This is a genomic window from Amycolatopsis kentuckyensis (assembly GCF_002155975.1).
In the GTDB taxonomy this organism is placed as follows: domain Bacteria; phylum Actinomycetota; class Actinomycetes; order Mycobacteriales; family Pseudonocardiaceae; genus Amycolatopsis; species Amycolatopsis kentuckyensis.
In genome coordinates this window covers 1-21005 of the sequence record NZ_MUMI01000437.1, presented here as the reverse complement: position 1 = coordinate 21005, position 21005 = coordinate 1, and the positions used below count along the sequence as shown (strand labels likewise).

The 21005-nt window shown below is 71.0% G+C and carries 20 protein-coding genes and 1 pseudogene; 9 read left to right on the top strand and 12 right to left on the bottom strand.

What is annotated here, in order from left to right:
- Positions 1-353 precede the first annotated feature (353 nt).
- Positions 354-1460, bottom strand: a complete 1107-nt coding sequence (locus CCN39_RS35695; RefSeq protein WP_086849598.1) for an FAD-dependent oxidoreductase — start codon at positions 1458-1460, stop codon at positions 354-356.
- A 70-nt stretch (positions 1461-1530) separates the two neighbouring features.
- On the opposite strand from CCN39_RS35695, the gene CCN39_RS35690 reads away from it, so the two are divergent.
- Entirely contained in the window at positions 1531-2091 is a 561-nt protein-coding gene (locus CCN39_RS35690; protein WP_086849596.1) for a TetR/AcrR family transcriptional regulator, read from the top strand.
- A gap of 168 nt (positions 2092-2259) precedes the next feature.
- On the opposite strand, the gene pgl is transcribed toward CCN39_RS35690, so the two are convergent.
- The 6 genes from pgl to tkt are packed head-to-tail and all read right to left on the bottom strand — an operon-like array spanning position 2260 to position 10411.
- On the bottom strand, positions 2260-3039 hold the full coding sequence (gene pgl / locus CCN39_RS35685; protein ID WP_086849594.1) for a 6-phosphogluconolactonase: 780 nt from the start codon (positions 3037-3039) through the stop codon (positions 2260-2262).
- The gene (gene opcA, locus CCN39_RS35680) at positions 3036-4034 is read right to left on the bottom strand and encodes a glucose-6-phosphate dehydrogenase assembly protein OpcA (protein WP_086849603.1); all 999 of its coding nucleotides are present in this window, start codon (positions 4032-4034) and stop codon (positions 3036-3038) included. Before opcA ends, pgl begins: the two co-directional genes overlap by 4 nt.
- Positions 4031-5554: a glucose-6-phosphate dehydrogenase gene (zwf, locus tag CCN39_RS35675; protein ID WP_086849592.1), complete on the bottom strand. Its 1524-nt coding sequence runs from the start codon at positions 5552-5554 to the stop codon at positions 4031-4033. The genes opcA and zwf overlap by 4 nt, the downstream gene beginning before the upstream one ends.
- Positions 5551-7173: a phosphoglucose isomerase-related protein gene (locus CCN39_RS35670; RefSeq protein ID WP_086849590.1), complete on the bottom strand. Its 1623-nt coding sequence runs from the start codon at positions 7171-7173 to the stop codon at positions 5551-5553. Before CCN39_RS35670 ends, zwf begins: the two co-directional genes overlap by 4 nt.
- An 8-nt stretch (positions 7174-7181) precedes the next feature.
- Positions 7182-8294: a transaldolase gene (gene tal / locus CCN39_RS35665; protein ID WP_086849588.1), complete on the bottom strand. Its 1113-nt coding sequence runs from the start codon at positions 8292-8294 to the stop codon at positions 7182-7184.
- A 14-nt stretch (positions 8295-8308) separates the two neighbouring features.
- Entirely contained in the window at positions 8309-10411 is a 2103-nt protein-coding gene (gene tkt / locus CCN39_RS35660; protein ID WP_086849585.1) for a transketolase, read from the bottom strand.
- A 282-nt stretch (positions 10412-10693) separates the two neighbouring features.
- Between tkt and CCN39_RS35655 the strand changes: the two genes are divergently transcribed.
- The 5 genes from CCN39_RS35655 to CCN39_RS35635 all read left to right on the top strand — a co-directional run bounded on the left by CCN39_RS35655 (position 10694) and on the right by CCN39_RS35635 (position 15645).
- The gene (locus tag CCN39_RS35655; RefSeq protein WP_086849582.1) at positions 10694-11674 is read left to right on the top strand and encodes a heme o synthase; all 981 of its coding nucleotides are present in this window, start codon (positions 10694-10696) and stop codon (positions 11672-11674) included.
- A gap of 77 nt (positions 11675-11751) precedes the next feature.
- Positions 11752-12168, top strand: a complete 417-nt coding sequence (locus tag CCN39_RS35650; protein ID WP_086849580.1) for a hypothetical protein — start codon at positions 11752-11754, stop codon at positions 12166-12168.
- Positions 12169-12176: 8 nt separating this feature from the next.
- Positions 12177-12776, top strand: coding sequence for a hypothetical protein (locus CCN39_RS35645; RefSeq protein ID WP_244211147.1), 600 nt, complete (start codon positions 12177-12179; stop codon positions 12774-12776).
- Between the two features lie 60 nt (positions 12777-12836).
- Positions 12837-15074: a HelD family protein gene (locus tag CCN39_RS35640; RefSeq protein WP_086849578.1), complete on the top strand. Its 2238-nt coding sequence runs from the start codon at positions 12837-12839 to the stop codon at positions 15072-15074.
- 10 nt (positions 15075-15084) lie between these two features.
- Complete coding sequence (locus CCN39_RS35635) at positions 15085-15645, top strand: FKBP-type peptidyl-prolyl cis-trans isomerase (RefSeq protein ID WP_086849601.1); 561 nt, start codon at positions 15085-15087, stop codon at positions 15643-15645.
- Between the two features lie 50 nt (positions 15646-15695).
- Here CCN39_RS35635 and CCN39_RS35630 read toward each other — a convergent pair whose 3' ends face one another.
- The gene (locus CCN39_RS35630) at positions 15696-16664 is read right to left on the bottom strand and encodes a quinone oxidoreductase family protein (protein WP_086849576.1); all 969 of its coding nucleotides are present in this window, start codon (positions 16662-16664) and stop codon (positions 15696-15698) included.
- A 91-nt stretch (positions 16665-16755) separates the two neighbouring features.
- Between CCN39_RS35630 and CCN39_RS35625 the strand changes: the two genes are divergently transcribed.
- Both CCN39_RS35625 and CCN39_RS35620 read left to right on the top strand, forming a co-directional pair.
- Positions 16756-17055 carry a hypothetical protein gene (locus tag CCN39_RS35625; RefSeq protein ID WP_086849574.1) on the top strand — a complete coding sequence of 100 codons (300 nt, stop codon included), beginning with the start codon at positions 16756-16758 and terminating at the stop codon, positions 17053-17055.
- Positions 17052-17912, top strand: coding sequence for an ATP-grasp domain-containing protein (locus CCN39_RS35620; protein ID WP_086849572.1), 861 nt, complete (start codon positions 17052-17054; stop codon positions 17910-17912). Before CCN39_RS35625 ends, CCN39_RS35620 begins: the two co-directional genes overlap by 4 nt.
- On the opposite strand, the gene CCN39_RS35615 is transcribed toward CCN39_RS35620, so the two are convergent.
- The gene (locus CCN39_RS35615) at positions 17913-18104 is read right to left on the bottom strand and encodes a hypothetical protein (protein ID WP_086849570.1); all 192 of its coding nucleotides are present in this window, start codon (positions 18102-18104) and stop codon (positions 17913-17915) included.
- A gap of 184 nt (positions 18105-18288) precedes the next feature.
- Between CCN39_RS35615 and CCN39_RS35610 the strand changes: the two genes are divergently transcribed.
- Positions 18289-19491 carry a hypothetical protein gene (locus CCN39_RS35610; RefSeq protein ID WP_086849599.1) on the top strand — a complete coding sequence of 401 codons (1203 nt, stop codon included), beginning with the start codon at positions 18289-18291 and terminating at the stop codon, positions 19489-19491.
- Positions 19492-19551: 60 nt separating this feature from the next.
- Here the strand turns inward: CCN39_RS35610 and CCN39_RS49700 are convergent, their stop codons facing one another.
- The 3 genes and pseudogenes from CCN39_RS49700 to CCN39_RS35600 form a co-directional block, all read right to left on the bottom strand.
- Entirely contained in the window at positions 19552-19782 is a 231-nt protein-coding gene (locus CCN39_RS49700) for a hypothetical protein (protein ID WP_143264271.1), read from the bottom strand.
- A 61-nt stretch (positions 19783-19843) separates the two neighbouring features.
- Complete coding sequence (locus CCN39_RS35605; RefSeq protein ID WP_086849567.1) at positions 19844-20761, bottom strand: acyl-CoA desaturase; 918 nt, start codon at positions 20759-20761, stop codon at positions 19844-19846.
- Between the two features lie 63 nt (positions 20762-20824).
- Positions 20825-21005 (bottom strand): annotated as a pseudogene (locus CCN39_RS35600) (COX15/CtaA family protein); the annotation flags it as partial.

The following is a 21005-nucleotide window of genomic DNA, read 5'->3' as shown; positions in this document are numbered from 1 at the left end:
GGCGGCCGACGGCCCCGAGCCGGCGATCGAGATGCCTGGAATCGAGAGTCCCTCTGTACTCATCGCTGGCGACCCCATTCGTCTTGTGGACTTGTTGGTGAGAGGCGCTCAGGGCCCGATCGGGACGCGCGGCCGCAGACAAATGTGCGGATGCTAACGAGGTGACGTACGGAGACGGTTAGTTTCACCCGCATTCGGCGTACCGGCGTCCGGATTCCGTAATCGGCTGGGCCGTCCGGGGGATGGCGAGCGAGGAGTGCTACCGAGCGTGGGAGATCTGTCTCCCAGCGTGCGCCAAGACGACCACATCGTGGGAATCATGTTACCCACGTGCGGTCGCCCGGCGGTAGTTCTCACGCGGCCATGGACCGGAGGTCGTCGCTCAGCAGGTCGTGCAGGCCGGACGCGCAGGCTTTCGCCGTCTCGATCGACCGCGGCAGCAGGCCGGCCTCGTACGCCCGGACGGCGTCCCCGACGCTCGGCGACGTGGCCAGCGCGGTCGCCAGCTCGGTGCCGTCCAGCAGGGCGAGGTTCGCGCCGACGCCGAGCGGCGGCATCAGGTGCGCGGCGTCGCCGAGCAGGGTGAGCCCGGGCGTGGTCGTCCAGGCGTGGGGGACCGGCAGGACGTGCAGCGGCCGGTGCGTGAACCCGCCGTCGTGCTCCCGCAGGTACGCGAGCAGGTCCGGGTGCCAGCCGGCGTAGCGCTCGAGCAGGTGGTCCCGCACCGCGTCGGCGACGGCGAAGTCGAGCCCGGCGGCCCAGTCCTCGGGGGCGTAGAAGGTGGCGTAGCAGCGGATGTGGCCGTTGCTGTTGCGTTGCGCGATGAGCGCCTTGCCGCCGGCCTTCGTCATCATCGTTCCCTGGCCGGTCAGCGCGGCCAGGGCCGGGTGGCGGCGGTCGGCGTCGTCGAGGCCGAACTCGACGAACGTGACGCCGCTGTACACCGGCCGGACGCCGGTGAGCGCGTGCCGGACGCGGGACCACGCGCCGTCCGCGCCGACGACCAGGTCGAAGTCCTGGGACGTGCCGTCCGCGAACGTCAGATGTGCGCCCTCGCCGGTCGTGGCGACGTCCGCGACCGGGTGTCCCCAGCGGACGGTGCCGGGGGAGAGGGAGTCCAGCAGGATGCCGCGGAGCTGGCCGCGGTCGATTTCGGGCCGGGAGTCGTCGCCTTCGGCGGGGAGTTCGTCCATGGCCACCTCGGCCGTGTGCGGGTCGAAGGCGCGCATCTGCTGGCCCTCCGGCCGGGCCAGGGCGCGGAACCGGTCGTCCAGGCGGGCGGTGCGGAGGGCGACCTGGCCGGTGTCGGCGTGCATGTCGAGCGTCCCGCCCTGCGGCCGCGCCCCGGCGGCGGGTTCCTGTTCGAAGACGGTGACGTCGAGGCCGTGGAGCTGCAGGACGCGGGCGCAGGCGAGGCCGCCGAGACCGGCGCCGGCGATCGCGATTCGAGGAAAGGTCATGTCACTAAGAAAGCAGAGTCACCCCAAAAGTGCAACGACTAAACTTTTTGAGTGAGTTAGACTTTGCCGCATGACCGAAGTGATCGGACGCCGCGAGCGCAAGAAGGCGCAGACCCGCAAGGCCCTCGCCGACGCGGCGCTGGAGCTGTTCCTCGAGCGCGGCTACGGGAAGGTCGGGGTGAAGGAGGTCGCGGACGCCGCGGACGTCTCGGTGACGACGTTGTTCAAGTACTTCCCCAGCAAGGAAGCGCTGGTGTTCGACCGGGACGAGGACATCGAGGCGGCGCTCGTCCAGGCGGTCCACGGCCGGCCGACGGGGCACTCGGTCGTGGACGCGCTGCGCGAGCACGTCCTGCGCCTCGCCGAAAGCGCCCCGAGCGACGAGTTCCTGCGGCTGATCGAGAGCGAACCGGCCCTGCGCGACTACGCCCGGCGGATGTGGATGCGCCACGAGACGGCGCTGGCCCGCGCGATCGCGAAGGAGAGGGGCGCCCCGGAAGGTGACGTCACCTGCGCGGCCTTGGCCCGGTTCGTGCTGGCGTCACGCGAGCTGATCCAGGCCGACAAGCACCCCCGCCGGGCGGCGGAGGAGATCTTCGCCTGCCTGCAGCGCGGCTGGCGGACGGAATAGGCGACGCGGCCGGCCCGCATGGGGAGGCCGAGTGGGGAGCGGTGTTCGCCTGCTTCGAGGCGGATGCCCGGCGGCTCGGCACCGATCACCACGGCTGCCGAAGCCGACTGCCCGCCCCGAACAAGCGAAGGCCCCCTGCCGAAGCAGAGGGCCTTCACCGCACAACACTCAAGCCGTGGGCGGCTGGTACACCTTCGTCAGCTTGCCCGCCGCAGCCCGGTCCAGCAGCCACAACGTCCGCCGGTGTCCCCGCGCCCCGGCCACCGGCAACTGAACCTCCCCGGCGCCGGCCAACGCCAACGCCACCGCGTCCGCTTTCGCCGATCCGGCCGTCATCAGCCACACGTCCCGGGCCCGGCGGATCGCCGGCAGCGTCAGCGACACCCGCGTGGGCGGTGGCTTGGGACAGTTCCGCACCGCCACCACCGAACGCTCGGTCTCGTACACCGCCGGGGACTCCGGGAACACCGACGCGGTGTGTCCCTCCCCGCCGAGGCCCAGCAACATGATGTCGAACGACGGCACGTCTCCGTGGTCCTCCGGCCCGGCCTGGGAAGCCAGCACGTCGGCGTAAGCCGCCGCTGCCGCGTCCACGTCGGAGCCGAACTCGCCGTCCGAGGGCGCCATCGCGTGGACCCGCTTCGGGTCCAGCGGGACGTGATCCAGCAACGCCTCGCGTGCCTGCTTCTCGTTCCGCTCGTCCGAATCCGCCGGGACGAACCGCTCGTCACCCCAGTAGACGTCCAGCCGGGACCAGTCGATCGCGTCGCGCGCCGACGAGGCCCGCAGCTCCGACAGCACCGCGATCCCGGTGCCGCCGCCGGTCAGCACCAGGGATGCCGACCCCTTGGCCGCCTGGACGTCGACCAGCCGGGTCACCAGGCGAGCCGCCGCCGCGGCCGCCAGGAGGTCCTGGTTCGCGTAGACGACGACTTCCGTCTTGCTCATTTCTTGGCACCCGCGGCGGCGGCAGCGGCCGGCGAGGTGACGTCCGCCTTGGGCGGGGCCCCCGTCTTGCCGTTCGTGCCCGACGTGATCTTGCCCAGGCCGTGCAGGGCCGCCTCGTAGACCTCGTCCGGGTCGAGCCGGCGGAGCTCCTCGATCAGGCAGTCCTGCGTGCTGCGCCGCTGCAACGCGATCCGGCGGGTGGGCTGGCCCGGCTGGGTCAGCGTGCCCACGCGGCCGTCCGGGCGGTGCAGCTCCACCGCGCCCGACCGCCGGTCGAGCGTCACCGAGATGATCCCGGCCGCGCCCGAGCTCTTGACCCGCTTGACCGGCACCTTCAGGTACTCGGCCAGCCAGGCGGCCAGCAGCTCGGTCGACGGCGAGTCGGCCTCGCCGGTCACCGTCGCCGCCGTGATCTTCTCGTACGGCGGCAGGTCCAGCGCCGAGACCAGCTGGGCGCGCCAGTGCGTCAGGCGCGTCCAGGCCAGGTCGGTGTCGCCCTCGGTGTACGCCTTCGCCCGCGTGGTCAGCGCCTTGACCGGGTTCTTCTCCGCGGCCGAGTCGGTGATCCGGCGCTGGGCCAGCTCGCCGAGCGGGTCCTTGTCCGGGTCCTTCGGGCCGGCCCCGGGCCACCAGCACACGATCGGGGCGTCCGGCAGCAGCAGCGGCACCACCGCGCTCTGGCCCTGCGCGGCCAGCGGGCCGTAGAGCCGCAGCACGATGACCTCGCTCGCGCCGGCGTCGCCGCCGACGCGGATCTGGCCGTCGATGCGCGGGGCCGCCGTGCGGGCGCCCTTGGCGACCACGATCACCCGCGACGGGTGTTCGCGGCTCGCGCCGTTGGCCGCCTCGATGGCCTCTTCGAGGTGGGCGTCGTCGTCGGCCACGATCACCAGCGTCAGGACGCGCCCGAGGGCGACCTGCCCGCCCTGCTCGCGGATCTCCACCAGCTTCTTGTTGAGTGCCGACGTCGTGGTCGACGGCAGGTCGATGATCACGGGCGCCTCCATTTCCGGCCGGTGCGCTCCAGCATTTCGTCGGCGGACGGCGGGCCCCACGTGCCCGGCGCGTACTGCTCGGGCGCGCCTTCCTTCGCCCAGTGCTCCAGGATCGGGTCGAGGATCTTCCAGGAGAGCTCGACCTCTTCGTTCACCGGGAACAGCGACGGCTCGCCGAGCAGGACGTCCAGGATCAGCCGCTCGTACGCCTCGGGGGAGGACTCGGTGAACGCGTGGCCGTACCCGAAGTCCATCGTGACGTCGCGGACCTCCATCGTGGTCCCCGGCACCTTCGAGCCGAACCGCAGCGTGATGCCCTCGTCCGGCTGGACCCGGATGACCAGGGCGTTCTGCCCCAGCTCCTCGGTGGACGTCGAGTCGAACGGCAGGTGCGGCGCCCGCTTGAACACGATCGCGATCTCGGTGACGCGGCGGCCGAGCCGCTTGCCGGTGCGCAGGTAGAACGGCACCCCGGCCCAGCGGCGGTTCTGCACCTCGAGGGTGACCGCCGCGTAGGTCTCGGTCTTCGAGTCCTTCGCGAAGCCCTCTTCCTGCAGCAGGCCGGGCACCTTCGTGCCGCCCTGCCAGCCGCCCGCGTACTGCCCGCGCGCGGTGGTCTGGCTCAGCGGGCCGACCGGCGTGACGCCGGAGAGCACCTTGATCTTCTCCGCGCGCAGGGCCCGCGGCTCGAACGACAGCGGCTCCTCCATCGCGGTGAAGGCCAGCAGCTGCAGCAGGTGGTTCTGGATGACGTCCCGGGCGGCGCCGATGCCGTCGTAGTACCCCGCGCGGCCGCCGAGGCCGATGTCCTCGGCCATGGTGATCTGCACGTGGTCGACGTAGTTGGCGTTCCAGATCGGCTCGAACAGCTGGTTGGCGAAGCGCAGCGCCAGGATGTTCTGCACCGTCTCCTTGCCGAGGTAGTGGTCGATGCGGAACACCGACTCCTCGGGGAAGACGTCGTTGACGATCGCGTTCAGCTCTTCGGCGCTCTTCAGGTCGTGCCCGAAGGGCTTCTCGATGACGACCCGCCGCCAGGTCTTCTCGTCGGCGTTCGCCAGCCCGGAGCGGGCCAGCTGCTTGGTCACCACCGGGAACGCGCCGGGCGGGATCGACAGGTAGAACGCGGTGTTGCCGCCGGTGCCGCGTTCCTCGTCGAGGTCGCGGACCGTCTTCGCGAGCCGGTCGAAGGCGTCGTCGTCGTCGAAGGTGCCCTGCACGAACCGGATGCCTTCGGCGAGCCGGTTCCACACCGACTCCTTGAACGGCGTCCGCGCGTGCTCCTTGACCGAGTCGTGCACGAGCTCGCCGAAGTCCTGGTGCTCCCAGTCGCGGCGGGCGAACCCGACGAGCGAGAAGCCCGCGGGCAGCAGCCCGCGGTTGGCCAGGTCGTAGATGGCGGGCATCAGCTTCTTGCGGGCCAGGTCGCCGGTGACCCCGAAGATCACCAGGCTGGACGGCCCGGCGATTCGCGGGAGCCGCTTGTCCCGCGGATCGCGCAGGGGGTTGGTCCAGGTCATGCGCCGGCCTCCTGTACCGCGCGGACGACGGCCGCGAGGCCCGCGGCCCGGTCGGTCAGGTGCAGGCGCAGCACCGGGCGGCCGTGCTCGGCGAGCACCTGCCCGTCGCCGAGCGCCTGGGCGTGCTGCAGCTGCCCCAGCGTGTACGGCCGGTCCGGCACGTCGAGGTCCTGCTCGACGGCGCCGGTGAGCTGCAGGAAGACGCCGTTCTGGTGGCCGCCCTTGTGGTACTGCCCGGTGGAGTGCAGGAACCGCGGGCCCCAGCCGAACGTCGTCTGCTTCCCGGTGCGCTTGGCGATCTCGCCGCGCAGCACCGCCGTCGACGCGTCGTCGAGCCGGTCGAGGTAGGCCTGGACCGCGATGTAGCCCGCGTCCGGCGCCGAGGCGAAGAACGCCCGGAGCACGTCGGTCAGGCTGCCCTCGGTCGACACCCCGTCGCTGCCGAAGATCTCGACCGGGCCGTCCACAGTGGACGGCTCCTCGCCGCCCTTGAGCTTCTCCGGGTCGTCCAGCAGCGCGCGGGCCGCCTTCTTGGCCGCCTCGACGTCGGGCTGGTCGAACGGGTTGATCCCGAGCAGCCGGCCGGCCAGCGCCGTGGCGAACTCCCAGAGCAGGAACTGCGCGCCGAGCGAGCCGGTGACGGCGATCTTCGCCGCACCCTGCGGGCCGCCGACCGCGGTGGCCGTGGCGTCGTCGCCGGCGTCGGCGAAGCCGGCCGCCTCCGGGCCCTCGACCGCGACCGGCAGCAGGCCGGTGCCCTGCTTGCCGGTGGACTCGGCGATCAGCTGCTCCGCCCAGTCGGGGAAGCCCTTGATGCCCGATCCGGTGTCGGCCAGCACGACCTTCTCCGCGCCCGTCTCGTGCGCCGCGGCCCAGGCGGCGGCCAGCTTGACCGCCGGGTTGGCCACGTCGTCCGCGGCGAGCTCCTCGGCCACCGAGGCGGCCTGGTCGAGCAGCCGGGCGACGTCCGCGCCGGCGAGGCCGGCCGGGACGAGCCCGAACGCGGTCAGCGCCGAGTAGCGGCCGCCGACGTGCGGGTCGGCGAGGAAGACCTTGCGGTATCCCTCCTTTTCGGACAGTTCCTGGAACGGCGAGCCGGGGTCGGTGACGACCACGATCCGCCGGGCCGCGTCGATCCCCGCGTCGGCGAACGCTTTCGCGAAGATCCGCCGGTGGCTGTCGGTCTCGACGGTGCCGCCCGACTTCGACGACACCACGATCACCGTGCGCTCGAGGTCGCCGGCGAGCGCGTCGGCGACCTGGCCGGGGTCGGTGGTGTCGAGGACGGTCAGCGCGACGCCGTCGGTCGCGGTGATCACCTCCGGCGCCAGCGACGAGCCGCCCATGCCGGCCAGCACGACGCGGTCGACGCCCTCACTCCGCAGCTCGGTCCGCAGCGCGTCGATCTCGCCGATCAACGGCCGCGACGACTTGTGCAGCGTCGTCCACGACAGCCGGATCGACGCCTCGGATTCGGCTTCCGGCCCCCAGAGCGTCGCGTCCTGCGCCGCCAGCTTCGAAGCGGCCTGGTCGGCGACCAGCTGCTCGGCCAGCGGCGCGGCACGCTCCGCCAGCGCGGCGTCCACGATCTCGACGCCGGTCTTTTCGCCTGTCGTCATGTCGTGCTTCAGCCCTTCGCCTGCTCGAGCTGCCCGTTCACGGTGTCCAGGAGTTCGGTCCACGACTTCTCGAACTTCTCGACGCCTTCGTTCTCCAGCACCAGGAACACGTCAGTGATGTCGATGCCCACGGCCGTGAGCTTGTCGAAGACCTCCTGGGCCTCGGCAGCGCGCCCGGTCACCTGGTCACCCTTGAGCTCGGAGTGCTCCGCGACCGCGTCGAGGGTCTTCTCCGGCATCGTGTTGACCGTGTCCTTCACGACCAGGTCGTCGACGTACAGCGTGGGGGAGTAGTCCGGGTTCTTCACGCCGGTCGAGGCCCACAGCGGGCGCTGTGCGTTGGCACCGTCGGCCGCGAGGGCCTTCCAGCGGTCGGAGGAGAACATCTCCTGGAAGGCCGCGTAGGCGAGCCGGGCGTTGGCGACGGCCGCCTTCCCGCGCAGGGCCAGGGCTTCGTCGGTGCCGATGGCTTCCAGGCGCTTGTCGATCTCGGTGTCCACGCGGGACACGAAGAACGACGCCACGGAGTGGATGCCGCGCAGGTCGTGACCGTTGGCCTTCGCCTGCTCCAGGCCGGCGAAGAAGGCCTCGATGACCTTCTGGTAGCGCTCGACCGAGAAGATCAGCGTGACGTTGACGCTGATGCCCTCGGCCAAGGTCTTCGTGATCGCCGGCAGGCCCTCCTGGGTGGCCGGGATCTTGATCAGCACGTTCGGCCGGTCCACGGTCTTCCAGAGGTCCTGCGCCTCGACGACCGTCTTGTCGGAGTCCTTGGCCAGGCGCGGGTCGACCTCGATCGAGACGCGGCCGTCGACGCCGTTGGTCGCGGTGTAGACGTCGCGGAACAGGTCCGCGGCGTTGCGCACGTCGGTCGTGGTCAGGTCGCGGATGGTCGCCTCGACGTCGGCGCCCTGGGCGGCGAGCTCCCGCGTGCGCTCGTCGTAGGCGTCGCCCTTCGACATCGCGTTCGCGAAGATCGTCGGGTTGGTCGTCACGCCGACGACGTGCTTGTCGCGGATGAGGTCGGCCAGGTTGCCGGTGTTCAGGCGTTCACGCGAAAGGTCGTCGAGCCAGATGGAGACACCGGCCTCGGACAGCGCGGCGAGCTTGTCGTTGCTCATTACTGTCATCCCCTTCAGGAATTCTTGGTGTTGGCGATCGAGCGACGGGCGGCCTCGACGACGGCTTCCGCGGTGAACCCGAACTCACGGAACAGTGTGGCCGCGTCGGCCGACGCACCGAAGTGCTCGATGGAAACGTTCACCCCGGCGTCACCGGTGAAGCGGTGCCACGACTGGGCGATGCCCGCTTCGACGGACACGCGGGCCTTCACACCGGCCGGGATGACGGATTCGCGGTAGGCCGCGTCCTGCGCGTCGAACCACTCGACGCACGGCATGGACACGACACGCGCCTTGACGCCGTCGGCGTCCAGGGTCTTCTTGGCCTCGACCGCGAGCTGGACCTCGGAGCCGGTGGCGATCAGGACGACGTCCGGCGTGCCGTCGGAGTCGGCCAGGACGTAGCCGCCCTTCTTGACGCCCTCGGCGCTGGTGCCCTCGAGCACCGGCACGTTCTGGCGGGTCAGCGCCAGCCCGGACGGGTGGTCGGTGTCCTCCAGCACGGCCTTCCAGGCGTACGCGGTCTCGTTGGCGTCCGCCGGGCGGACGACGTTGAGGCCCGGGATCGCCCGCAGCGCGGAGAGCTGCTCGATCGGCTGGTGCGTCGGGCCGTCCTCGCCGAGGCCGATCGAGTCGTGCGTCCAGACGTAGGTGACCGGCGCCTTCATCAGCGCGGCCAGCCGGACCGGCGGGCGCATGTAGTCGGAGAAGATGAGGAACGTCGCGCCGTACGGGCGGGTGCCGCCGTGCAGCGCGATCCCGTTGAGGATCGAGCCCATGGCGTGCTCGCGGACGCCGAAGTGCAGCGTCCGGCCGTACGGGGTGGCCTGCCACATGTCGGTGGCGGCCTTCTCGGGACCGAACGAGTCGGCGCCCTTCATCGTCGTGTTGTTGCTCTCGGCCAGGTCGGCCGAGCCGCCCCACAGCTCCGGCAGCGGCTCGGCGAGGGCGTTGAGCACCTCACCGGAGGCCTTGCGGGTGGCGACGCCCTTGGGGTCCGGGTCCCAGTGCGGGAGGTTGTCGGCGAAGCCCTCCGGCAGCGTGCGGGTGGCCAGGCGGTCGCCCAGCTTCTTGCGCTCCGGGTTGGCCGCGGCCCAGGCTTCGTACTTCTCCTGCCACTCCGCGTGGGCCTGGCGGCCGCGCTCGGCGGCCTGGCGGGTGTGCTTGAGCACGTCGTCCTCGACCTGGAACGACTGCTCCGGGTCGAAGCCGAGGATCTTCTTGACCGCGGCGACCTCTTCGCCGCCCAGCGCGGCGCCGTGCGCCTTGCCGGTGCCCATCTTCTTGGGCGCCGGGTAGCCGATCACGGTTCGCAGCGCGATGAACGACGGCCGCTGCGTCTCGGCCTTGGCGGCCTCGATGGCCTCCTCGATCGCGACGACGTCCTCGCCACCCTCGACGACCTGGGTGTGCCACCCGTAGGCCTCGTAGCGCTTCACGGTGTCCTCGGACAGCGCGATGTTCGTGTCGTCCTCGATCGAGATCTTGTTGTCGTCGTAGAAGACGATCAGGTTGCCCAGCTCCTGGCGGCCCGCGATGGACGAGGCCTCGGAGGTGACGCCCTCTTCGATGTCGCCGTCGGAAGCGATCACGTAGACGTGGTGGTCGAAGATGCTCTCGCCGGGCGCGGCGTCCGGGTCCAGCAGGCCGCGCTCACGGCGGGCCGCCATCGCCATGCCCACCGCGTTGGCCAGGCCCTGGCCCAGCGGGCCGGTGGTGGTCTCGACGCCGTCGGTGTGGCGGTACTCCGGGTGACCCGGGGTCTTCGAGCCCCACTTGCGCAGCTGCTTGAGGTCCTCGAGCTCGAGGCCGTAGCCGGCGAGGAACAGCTGGATGTAGAGCGTCAGGCTCGAGTGGCCGGCCGACAGCACGAACCGGTCGCGGGCCGGCCAGTGCTGGTCGTTCGGGTCGTGCCGCATGGTGCGCTGGAACAGCGTGTAGGCCAGCGGCGCCAGGCTCATCGCGGTGCCGGGGTGGCCGCTGCCACAGTTCTCCACCGCGTCCGCGGCGAGCACCCGGACGGTGTCCACGGCGCGGGTGTCGGTGTCGGTCCAGTCGGCGGGCGTGTTGCGCCGGAGGAGTGGGTTGTTCTCGCTGGTAGTGGCGGTTTCGGACACTGAACTCCAACTCCCGGTCATGATGGTTGCGGCTGGTCTTCCTCGTTCCGGTTACCCGTACGCGCGGCTACTTATCTCAATCGATCCCGAAGGGACGATATTCCTGCTCGCGGCCATGCGCAGGGGCAATCGCGGCCCGTCGCGGCCAGCCTAGTGCTTGGGCCGGTCGAGGACCCGCGATCACCCACGGGATTCACCACGTCTAACATCGTTCGAGGGTTCAGTAGGGCTGGTTCTTCGGCTACCCGGACTGTCCCGCCCGAACCTGACGCAGGGAGTGAAATGTCGTTGGTGAACGCTGCGCACGGACGCAGTGACGACACCAGCGCCGTGCACCCGACCGGTGAACGACCGCACGGTGAGCGGCGAAGCCTCCGCCGGGTCGTCGGCGCTTACGCCGCGCTGGCGAAGCCCCGGGTGATCGAGCTCCTCCTGGTGACGACCATCCCGGCGATGTTCCTCGCCGGCCGTCAGATCCCCTCGCCGTGGCTGGTCCTGGCCACCCTGGTCGGCGGGACGATGGCCGCGGGCAGCGCGAACGCGCTCAACTGCGTGATCGACGCGGACATCGACAAGGTGATGAACCGCACGAAGCGCCGCCCGCTGGTCAAGGACTCGGTGCCCCGCCGCGGCGCGCTGGTCTTCGGCCTGGTGATGGGGGTCGCCTCGGCCGTCGTGCTGTACCTCACGGTGAACCTGCTCTCGGCGATCCTCGCGATCGCGACGATCCTCTTCTACATCTTCGTCTACACGCTCGGCCTCAAGCGGCGCACGTCACAGAACGTCGTCTGGGGCGGCGCGGCGGGCTGCATGCCGGTGGTGATCGGCTGGGCCGCCGTCACCGGCACGGTCCAGTGGCCGGCGTTCGTGATGTTCGGCGTGATCTTCTTCTGGACGCCCCCGCACACGTGGGCGCTGGGCATGAAGTACCGCGACGACTACGAGCGCGCGGGTGTCCCGATGCTGCCGGTGGTCGCCACCGCCCAGCACGTCGCCCGCCAGATCGTCATCTACTCGTGGGTGATGGTGGCGTGGACGCTGCTGCTGCTCCCGGTGACGTCCTGGCTGTACGGCACGTTCGCGATCCTCGCGGGCGGCTGGTTCCTCTTCTACGCGCACAGCCTGCAAGCGGCCGTGCGGCGCGGCGAGGAGACCAAGCCGATGGCGCTGTTCCACCGGTCGAACACGTACCTGATGATCGTGTTCGTGGCGCTGGCGGTGGACTCGGCGATCGGGCTGCCGACCCTCGGCCTGCCGTTCTGAGCCCGGCGGAATTCTTCGCCGACGTCATCGAGTCCGGAACCGTTCTGGGCGCCGACCCCACCTGGTCACCAGAGCGGGTGGCGGAGTTGTTCGGCGACGACTACGGCGACAACCGGTTGAAGCACGGCCTGTGGCGCGACCACGGCTTGGTCGAGTTCTTCTGGGAGCGCGGCAGCGGGCGCGCGCCGTGGGTGGGGACCCACTTCTCGATCCAGGCCCACCGGCTGCGGTACGCCGAGCCGGAGCTGGTCAACCGGGTGATCCGCGACCGCTACGGCGCTTTCCCCGGTCCGGTGACGTTCGGCGAGGTCAGCGCGCTGCTTGCCGAACGCGGCGTGCCGCTGCGGGAGGTGCCGTACCCGGCGGAAGCGGGCGAGTTGCGCGCGTACTGGCAGCCGGACGCGCACATCGTGGTCTCCGTCGTCGAGGGGGCTCACTACGGCCGTGCCGGCGAGCTCTACCGCGTCGCGAGTTCGAGCACCGGCATCCCGTGAGAATGCCGATGATCAGGAAGATCGGGATCGGCGTGGTCGCGGTCGCCGTGTTCGCCCTGCTGGCGCTGCTCGGCCGCGGCCGGTTCGACCTCGACCAGAACCGGCTCCTCGGCACCGGCTGCGCCATCCCCTCGAAGATCACCGCCGTCCCCGGCCCGGCTCCCGACGGCGGGGCCATCCGCGTCGCCGAACAGGGCCCGGGCGCGGCCGTGCTGGAGAACACCAGCACCCTCGCCGCCTACCGGATCCCGGTGACGTCCGGTGGGCGGACCGTCGAGGTACCGGTGCTCCCACCGTGGCAGCGGATCGGGGTCGTTCTCGACCGCCCCGCGGTCGGCCCGGTGATCTGGATCGCACCGGAGGCGCTGGGCGGCTACACGCCCGTGACCGCCACCGTCGTCCCCGGCGGTGTCCGATACCACTCCGAGAACTGCCGCGCGCTGACCAGCCGTGGTGCGGCGGTGCTGTTCCGCGACCCCTCCGGGCGCCTCACCGGCGGCGAGCAGCTGCCCGCGCCGAGCGCCTCGTGCGCGCCGGGGGAGAAGGTGCTGCCCGCCGCCGTCGGGTCCGCCGAGGTCTACCCGTACTGCGCTCTCGGGACGGAATGATCGCGCCGCGGGCGCCGTTAGACTTCGTTGGCTCTTTTCCTCGAGGCGAAAGCAGGATTCTTGTCTTCGGACGACTTCTCCGCCGAGCTCGCCCGCGAGCAGGCGTACGTCACCACCCTCTACACGAAGCTCGACGCCGAGCGCCTCGAAGCCCAGCGCCGTCTCGACGAGACGCTGCGCCAGACCGGCGGCACCCCGCAGGCCCGCACCGAGCGCGACGTCGCCACCACCCTCTACACCGACCGGCTCGCCCAGCTCGGCTCCGTCGAGCAGGGCCTCGCCTTCGGACGGCTCGACTTCGTCCCCGAGAGCGCCGAGGAAACCACCTACATCGGGCGCCTCGGGCTGTTCGACGAGGACGACGACTACCGGCCGCTGCTGGTCGACTGGCGGGCGCCGGTCGCGCGGCCGTTCTACCTCGCCACCGCCGCGTCACCCGAAGGGGTGCTCCGGCGGCGGCACCTGCGGTCGCTGAGCCGCAAGGTCACCGGCTTCGACGACGAGGTCCTCGACCTCACCGCGGCCGACCAGGGCCAGGACCTCGGCCTGGCCGGCGAGGCCGCGCTGCTGGCCGCCCTGGAGCAGCGGCGCACCGGCGAGATGAGCGACATCGTCGCGACCATCCAGGCCGAGCAGGACCGGATCATCCGCGCCCCGCTCGGCGGCGTCATGGTCGTGCAGGGCGGTCCCGGCACCGGCAAGACCGCCGTCGCGCTGCACCGCGCCGCCTACCTGCTCTACACGCACCGCCAGCAGCTCACCACCCGCGGCGTGCTCGTCGTCGGCCCGAACAGCACGTTCCTGCGCTACATCGGCCAGGTGCTGCCTTCGCTCGGCGAGACCGGCGTGCTGCTCGCCACCATCGGCCAGCTCTACCCCGGCCTGACCGCCGACGGCGTCGAACCGCGCGAAACGACCGAGGTCAAGGGACGGCTGGTGCTGGCCGAGGTGCTGGCCAACGCGGTCCGCGACCGCCAGCGCGTGCCCGAACCGGTCCTGGAAATCGAGTACGAGCACGACGTGCTGCGGCTGGACCGCAAGACGTGTACCGACGCCCGCACCCGCGCCCGCCGCTCGCGGCGCCCGCACAACCCGGCGCGGCGCCTGTTCGTCTCCGACGTCCTCGACGCGCTGACCCGCCAGGCCGCTCGCAAGCTGGGGGAGGACCTCCTCGACGGCCAGGACCTGGCCGACATCCGCGCCGAGCTGGCCGCCGACGAAAACGTGGCCGCCGCGCTGGACTCGCTGTGGCCCGTGCTGACGCCGGAAGGCGTGCTCGACGACCTGTTCGCCGACCGCGAACGTCTCGACCGCGCCGCCGGGAAGCTGCTGTCCCCGGAGGACCGCGCCCTGCTGGAAAGCGGCCGCGACGCTCGCTGGACACCGGCCGACGTGCCGCTGCTCGACGAGCTCGCCGAGCTGATCGGCGTCGACGACACCGAGGCCCGCGTCGAGCGCAAACGCCGGGAGCGCGAGGATCGCGCGTACGCCGAGGGCGTGCTCGACATCCTCGAGCAGGACGAAGAGATCATCGACGAGGAGCTCCTGCGCGTCTCCGACGTCCTCGACGCCGAGCTGTTCGCCGAGCGCCAGCAGGAGCGCAGCGAGCTGACCGCCGCCCAGCGGGCCGCGCAGGACCGGACCTGGACGTTCGGGCACGTGATCGTCGACGAGGCCCAGGAGCTGTCGGCGATGGACTGGCGGCTGCTCATGCGGCGCACGCCGAACCGGTCGATGACGCTGGTCGGGGACGTGGCCCAGACCGGCGCGGCGGGCGGGGCGCGGTCGTGGGGCGAGGTGCTCTCGCCGTACGTCGAGGACCGGTGGCGGCTGGAGCAGCTGACCGTGAACTACCGCACACCGGCCGAGATCATGGCCGTCGCGGCGCGGGTGCTCGCGGAGGTGTCCCCGGGGCTGTCGGCGCCGTCTTCGGTGCGGGAGACCGGCGTGCCGCCGTGGTCGGTGCGGCCGGCGTCCCTGGGAGCGGAGCTGCCCGGGCTGGTGGCGCGCGAGCTGTCCGAAGTGGACGGTGGCACGGTGGCGGTCCTGGTGCCCGCGCGGCGGTTCGACGCGGTCTCGGCGTGGCTTTCGGGGCACGACGAGCGGTTGAGCGTCCTGACGGTCGAGCGGTCGAAGGGCCTGGAGTTCGACTCCGTGGTGCTGGTCGCGCCGGACGAGGTCGTCGCGGGTTCGCCGCGGGGCCTCAACGACCTGTACGTGGCCCTGACGCGCGCCACGCGGCGGCTCGGCGTGGTCGCCACCGGTGACGAAGTTCCGGCACTCTCCGTGCTTGGCTAGGGTGCCCGGCATGCAGAACATCGGGAAGATCGTGGTCGCCGCCGCGGCGGCGCTGTCGCTGGCCGCGTGTGGCCAGCAGGCCAAGACCGAGACGGCCGCACCGGCGGGGCCGCCCGTCCCGTCGTCGAACGCCGCGCCGGCGCCCCAGAGCAAGGGCCGCGAGTGCACCGCGGACGACGTGAAGACGACGGGTAAGTTCGGCGAGGTGCCGGCGATCACCATCCCGGACGACTGCGACCCGCCGAAGAAGCTGGTGACGAAGGACCTGTCCGAGGGCACCGGCGACCCGGCCAAGGCCGGGCAGAAGCTGAAGATGAACTACCTGCTGGTGACCTGGTCGGACAAGCAGAAGCTGGACAGCTCCTTCGACCGCGGCAAGACGTTCGACCTGAACCTGGGCGCGGGCGAGGTCATCCCGGGCTGGGACCAGGGCCTGACGGGCATCAAGCAGGGCGGCCGCCGGCTGCTGATCATCCCGCCGGACCTCGCCTACGGCGAGGGCGGCAACGGCATGAAGCCGAACGAGACGCTGGTGTTCGTCACCGACGCCGTGGCGGTCGGCGCGGCCTGACGTGCGTGTGAAGGCCGCCTCGGGGATCCCCCGGGGCGGCCTTCGGCGCGTCAGGGGATGAGCAGCAGCTTGCCGGTGGTGCGGCGGCCCTGCAGGTCCTCGTGGGCCTTGCGGGCGTCGGCCAGGGGGTACTTGCCGCCGATGCGGACGGTCAGCTCGCCCGCGAGGATGGCGTCGAACAGCTCCTTCGAACGCCACTCGATCTCCTCGCGCGTGCGCGCGTAGTGCACGGACGTCGGGCGGGTCAGGTACAGCGAGCCACCGGCGTTGAGGCGCTGCGGGTCCAGGGGCGGCACCGGGCCGCTGGAGGCGCCGAACAGCGCGAGCAGGCCGCGGACCTTCAGGCTGGCCAGGCTGCCGTCGACGGTGTCCTTGCCGACGCCGTCGTACACGACGTCGACACCCTCGCCGTTCGTCAGCTCGCGGGTGATCTTGGCGAAGTCGTCCCGGTCGTAGCGGATGACCTCGTCGGCGCCGGCTTCGCGGGCCAGCTTCTCCTTCTCTTCGGTCGACACCGTGCCGATGACCCGGGCGCCGCGCGCCTTCGCCAGCTGTACCAGCAGCAGCCCGACGCCGCCCGCGGCCGCGTGGACGAGCACGTCGTGGCCCGGCTTGACCTCGAAGGTCGAGGCGACCAGGTAGTGCGCGGTGATGCCCTGCAGCATGGTCGCGGCGGCGGTCTCCAGGGAGACGCCCTCGGGGACCCGCACGGCGACCGAGGCCGGGACGAGCTTGCGGGCCGCGTAGCTGCCGATCGATCCCTGCCAGGCGACGCGGTCACCGGGCGCGAAGCCGGAGCCGTCGCCCGCCTCGACGACGGTGCCGGCGCCCTCGAGGCCGAGCACGAACGGCAGCTCCATCGGGTAGATGCCCTGGCGCTGGTAGGTGTCGATGTAGTTGACCCCGGCCGCGGCGACGTCGACCAGGAGCTCGCCGGCCTCCGGGGCGCGAACGTCCACTTCGGCCGCTTCGAGCACTTCCGGGCCGCCGGTCTTCGTCACCTGCACTGCGGTGGGCATGGGTCCTCCTCGGATCGGGTTCTCCCGGTGCAACTATGGCCGAGGCCACGCTGTTCCGCGTTCCGGCGCTCCGTTGGTTATGGTTCGGGACGTGACTGCAGAAGAGACCGTCGTACCGCCGTCCGGCGCGCAGCTCGCCGCGGCCCGCAAGTTCGTGAAGGCGCACGGCAAGCCGTCCCGCGCGGTGGTGGAGAACATCGGCCGGGCGGGGGCCCGCGTGGTCCTGGTCGGCGCGGACGGCGCCCTCGGTGACGTGGTGGTCCCTTCGGTGGCGACCGGCGAGGCGCTGATCGAGGCCGTCGAGGACCTCTCCCCGGCGACGTGGGACGCGGAGACGGTGCAGGCCACGAAGATCGGCCCGGAGCACCGCCGCAAGATGGCGGGCCGGTGAGCCCCACCGCGGTCCTGGTCAGCTGCGCGGAACTCCCTTCGGGTGACGGCGACGACGACGCCGTGGTGCCCGCTTTGTCCTCGCTGGGCTTTTCGGTCTCGTGGGCGCCCTGGGATTCCTCGTTCGACTTCGCCGCGGCGGACGCGGTGATCCTGCGCGCGACCTGGGACTACCCGGCTCGGCGTCCGGAGTTCCTCGCGTGGTGCGAGTCGGTGCCGTCGCTGATGAACCCGGCCGAGGTCGTGCGGTGGAACACGGACAAGTCGTACCTGGTGGAGCTGCTGGACGCGGGCCTGGCGGTGGTCCCGACATCGCTGGTCGAGCCGGACTCGGCGGCTTCTTTTCCGTCGTCGGACTTCGTGGTGAAGCCCTCGGTGGGCGCGGGGTCTCGGGGAGCGGCCCGGTTCGCCGGGGGTGCGGACGCTTCCGCACACGTGGCCGGCTTGCACGCCGAGGGGCACACGGCGCTGATCCAGCCGTATCAGTCCAGTGTGGACACTTCCGGCGAGCTGGCTCTGGTGTACCTGGGCGGGATCTATTCCCACGCATTTTCCAAGGGCGCGATGCTGGGGTCCACAATGGATTCCTCGGGGCTGTACCTGGCGGAGGAGCTGGCGCCGGCCTCGCCGCCCGAGGATGCCGTGGCGCTGGCGGAGGACGTCCTGGACGCGGCTTCGGCGTTGCTGGGCATCCTGCGGGCCGAGCTGCTGTACGCGCGAGTGGACCTGGTCCGCGGGGCGGACGGGAAGCCGTTGCTGCTGGAGCTGGAGCTGACGGAGCCGTCCCTGGGTTTCCGCCAGACGGACCCGGCGGCGGCGCTGCGCTTCGCGTCGGCGGTGCGGCAGCAGCTGGCGTAGTCACCGGGCCGCCTGCACGGCCACCAGAACGAGCGCGACGACGGCTCCGATCGTGGTCACGGCCAGGGAGCCGGTCACCAGGTAGAGCCCGCCGATCCCGGCCAGGCCGGCTTTGATCAGTTCGCGCAACCCCCGGCCGTCGTCCCGTCCGGGCGGCGGCGTGTCCGGTCTGCCGACGACGTGCTTGGCCATTGTTCTACCCCTCTTGATGGTGTACTAGTACGCCTGATGGGTAATGGTGACCGGCGGCGGGCCGGACCGGAAATGATCTTTTGTTTTCGGGGCGAGTTTCTCGTTGCCGGGTGGCTGTCGCCGCAGTTCTCGCCGTTGCCCGGGTTTGCCGGGGAATTGTCGATCATTGTCGGTGGAGGGTGCCGTGACGATCCGGGTGGAACGGGAACGCGTCGACGAGGTGGCTTCGCCCGCGGTGATCGAAGACGCGCTGCGCTGGCTCGCCACCCGCAAGGACGGTGAACCACTCCGCTTCCTGCGCTACGCGATCGAAGAACCGGCGAGCCAGTCGGCCGCGGTGCTGTGCTCGCTGGTGGCCCCCACGAAGGTGTTGTCCGCCGAGACGCCCGAATTGCGCGCGTTCGCGGTGCTGGGCCTGATCGCCGACGAGATCGGCAAACTCGGCTCGGCGGGGGACTCCCGCCGTCGCAATACCCTGATGGCGGCGTTCCGGATTCCGCCCGCGCCGGGGGAAACCACCTGGAAGCCGACGCTGGACGACCGGTTCAAGCAGCTGATGCGGCTGCGCGGCGTTTTCGGCGATCCGCCGCCCAGCACCACCACCCCGATGCACAAGGCCTGGCGGCGGGCGGTCGGCGACCTGGCCGGCTGCCTGGCGGAGAAACTGGCTTCACTGGACGAGCAGGGCTGGCGGTTCTACATCGACATCGGACGCGCGGTGCGGGAGGTCGCGAGCGAGCATCGCGGCGGCTGGCGGGCCCGGGCGGCTTCCAAGGGGGCGCAACCGGTGTTCCTGGAACGCATGATCGTCACGGTGGTGATGCACCGCAGAACGGCGCGGCGCCGGATCACCGAACGCGACATCATCGCCTGCGAGGACGGCGTCGACGGCTATCACGTGCACGCGCTGACCGGCTGGAACCACGAGCCGGAAGAGATTCCGGTGACGGCTCTGTGGGCCTGCCGCCTGGTCGCTTCGCCCGGGGTGCAACCGGATGACCCCGTGCGGGCCCGCCTGCGCTTCCGGCGGCCGCTTCGCCGGGGCGAGCGGTACGCCTTCGTGTCCGAGGCGCTCGACGGGGAACTGACCGAGGCGCGCGAGTGGATCAACGTCGACGTCGACCACCACGGTATTGCGCCCGGCGTGTGCGCTCCGGACGGCAGGCCCGTCGCCGGCCTGACGGTTCAGATCACCTTCGACGAGAAATGCGTACCGGAGGCTTGCTGGTGGTATGCGGAGCAAACCGAATACGAACGAAGATGCCGTCCGCCGGATGGTGATCCGCACCTGCTCCCCGTCGAGGACGGGTTTGTCCGGCACACCTTCATCGACGGGTGCCATCCGCGGGAGAACTACGGGATAGCTTTCCGGTGGAAATCCTCGTGACCAGAGCGACGTGACTTCTGGTACGAGGATTTCTTCCCCGTCGCTTCGGCTACGAGCCGGTCAGCTCAATTGGCTTACGTCGTTGCCGGTGTTTCCGCCGCCGCCTTCTTCCACGGCGACCGTCTCTGCCGGCCCCGATGTGGTCGTCGCCGGGGCGATCGGAGCGAACGTCATCACGATGGCCGCGATCACCGCGGCGGTCGGCGCGATCAGTGCCACAGGCGATGAGTGGCCGTTGTTGCCTTCGCTGGGCTGGGACATCACTGTGCCCACGCGGGTTTTTTTCTGCACGCAACAGGAAGTTACTGGGCACCGCTGAACACGGTAGAGAAGCCTCGGCTACCCAGAGCGATCAAACCCGCTTCGCGGCCAGCCTTTCGACCCGCGGCCACCGCACGTTCGTCGCCCACCCGAACCGCTCGAACGCCCAGATCACCCGCGCCGAAACATCCACCTGCCCCCGCAGCACCCCGTGCCGCGCACAAGTCGGATCCGCGTGGTGCGAGTTGTGCCAGGACTCGCCCATCGACAGCAGCGCCAGCGGCCAGAAGTTCGCCGCCTTGTCGCGGCTGGCGAACGGCCTCTCGCCGATCAGATGGCACACCGAGTTCACCGACCACGTCACGTGGTGCAGGAACGCGATCCGCACCAGTCCCGCCCAGAAGAACGCCGTCACCACGCCCCACCACGACCAGCTGATCAGGCCGCCGAGCACCGCCGGCAGGGCCAGGCTCAACGTGATCCACAGCCAGAAGTAGCGGTTCACCCAGCGCACGTCCGAGTCCGCCACCAGGTCCGGCGCGAACCGGTCCGCGTTGGTCACCTCGCGGCCGAACATCCAGCCCATGTGCGCGTGCCAGAAACCCCGCAGCAGGGCCGACGGCGACGTGCCGAACAGCCACGGCGAGTGCGGGTCGCCCTCGCGGTCGGCGAAGGCGTGGTGGCGGCGGTGGCTCGCCACCCAGAAGATCACCGAGCCCTGGACCGCCATGCTGCCCGCGATCGCCAGCACCACCCGCAGCGGCCGCGACGCCTTGAACGCGCCGTGGGTGAAGTAGCGGTGGAAGCCGACCGTCACCCCGAGCGTCGCGAACACGTAGAACGCCGCCGCGAGGATCAGGTCGATCCAGCTCATGCCCCAGCCCCAGACCAGGGGGACCGCGACGAGGAGTGCCACGAACGGCACCAGCAGGAAGGTCTTGAGCACGAGCATCTCCCCGGTCCCGCGACGGTGGGAGATCAGCGGCTTGGGCGCAGTGCGCGACGTCATGGCGCGAACGATAACCCACGGCCCGGACGGCTACGCCGACGCCGAGTTAAGCGAGCGTTGCCGTCAGGCGGCCGTGAGCTCCTTCGGCGCCGCTGCCAGCGAGGTCACCGGGCCGCGGTCGCGGCTGCCCGTCCACAGCGAGGCCGTCGCGATGATGACCGCCATCGCGCCCAGGACGTGGAACGACACCATCGCCTCCGGCACGCCCAGTGCGTACTGCAGCGAACCGAGGCCACCCTGCGCG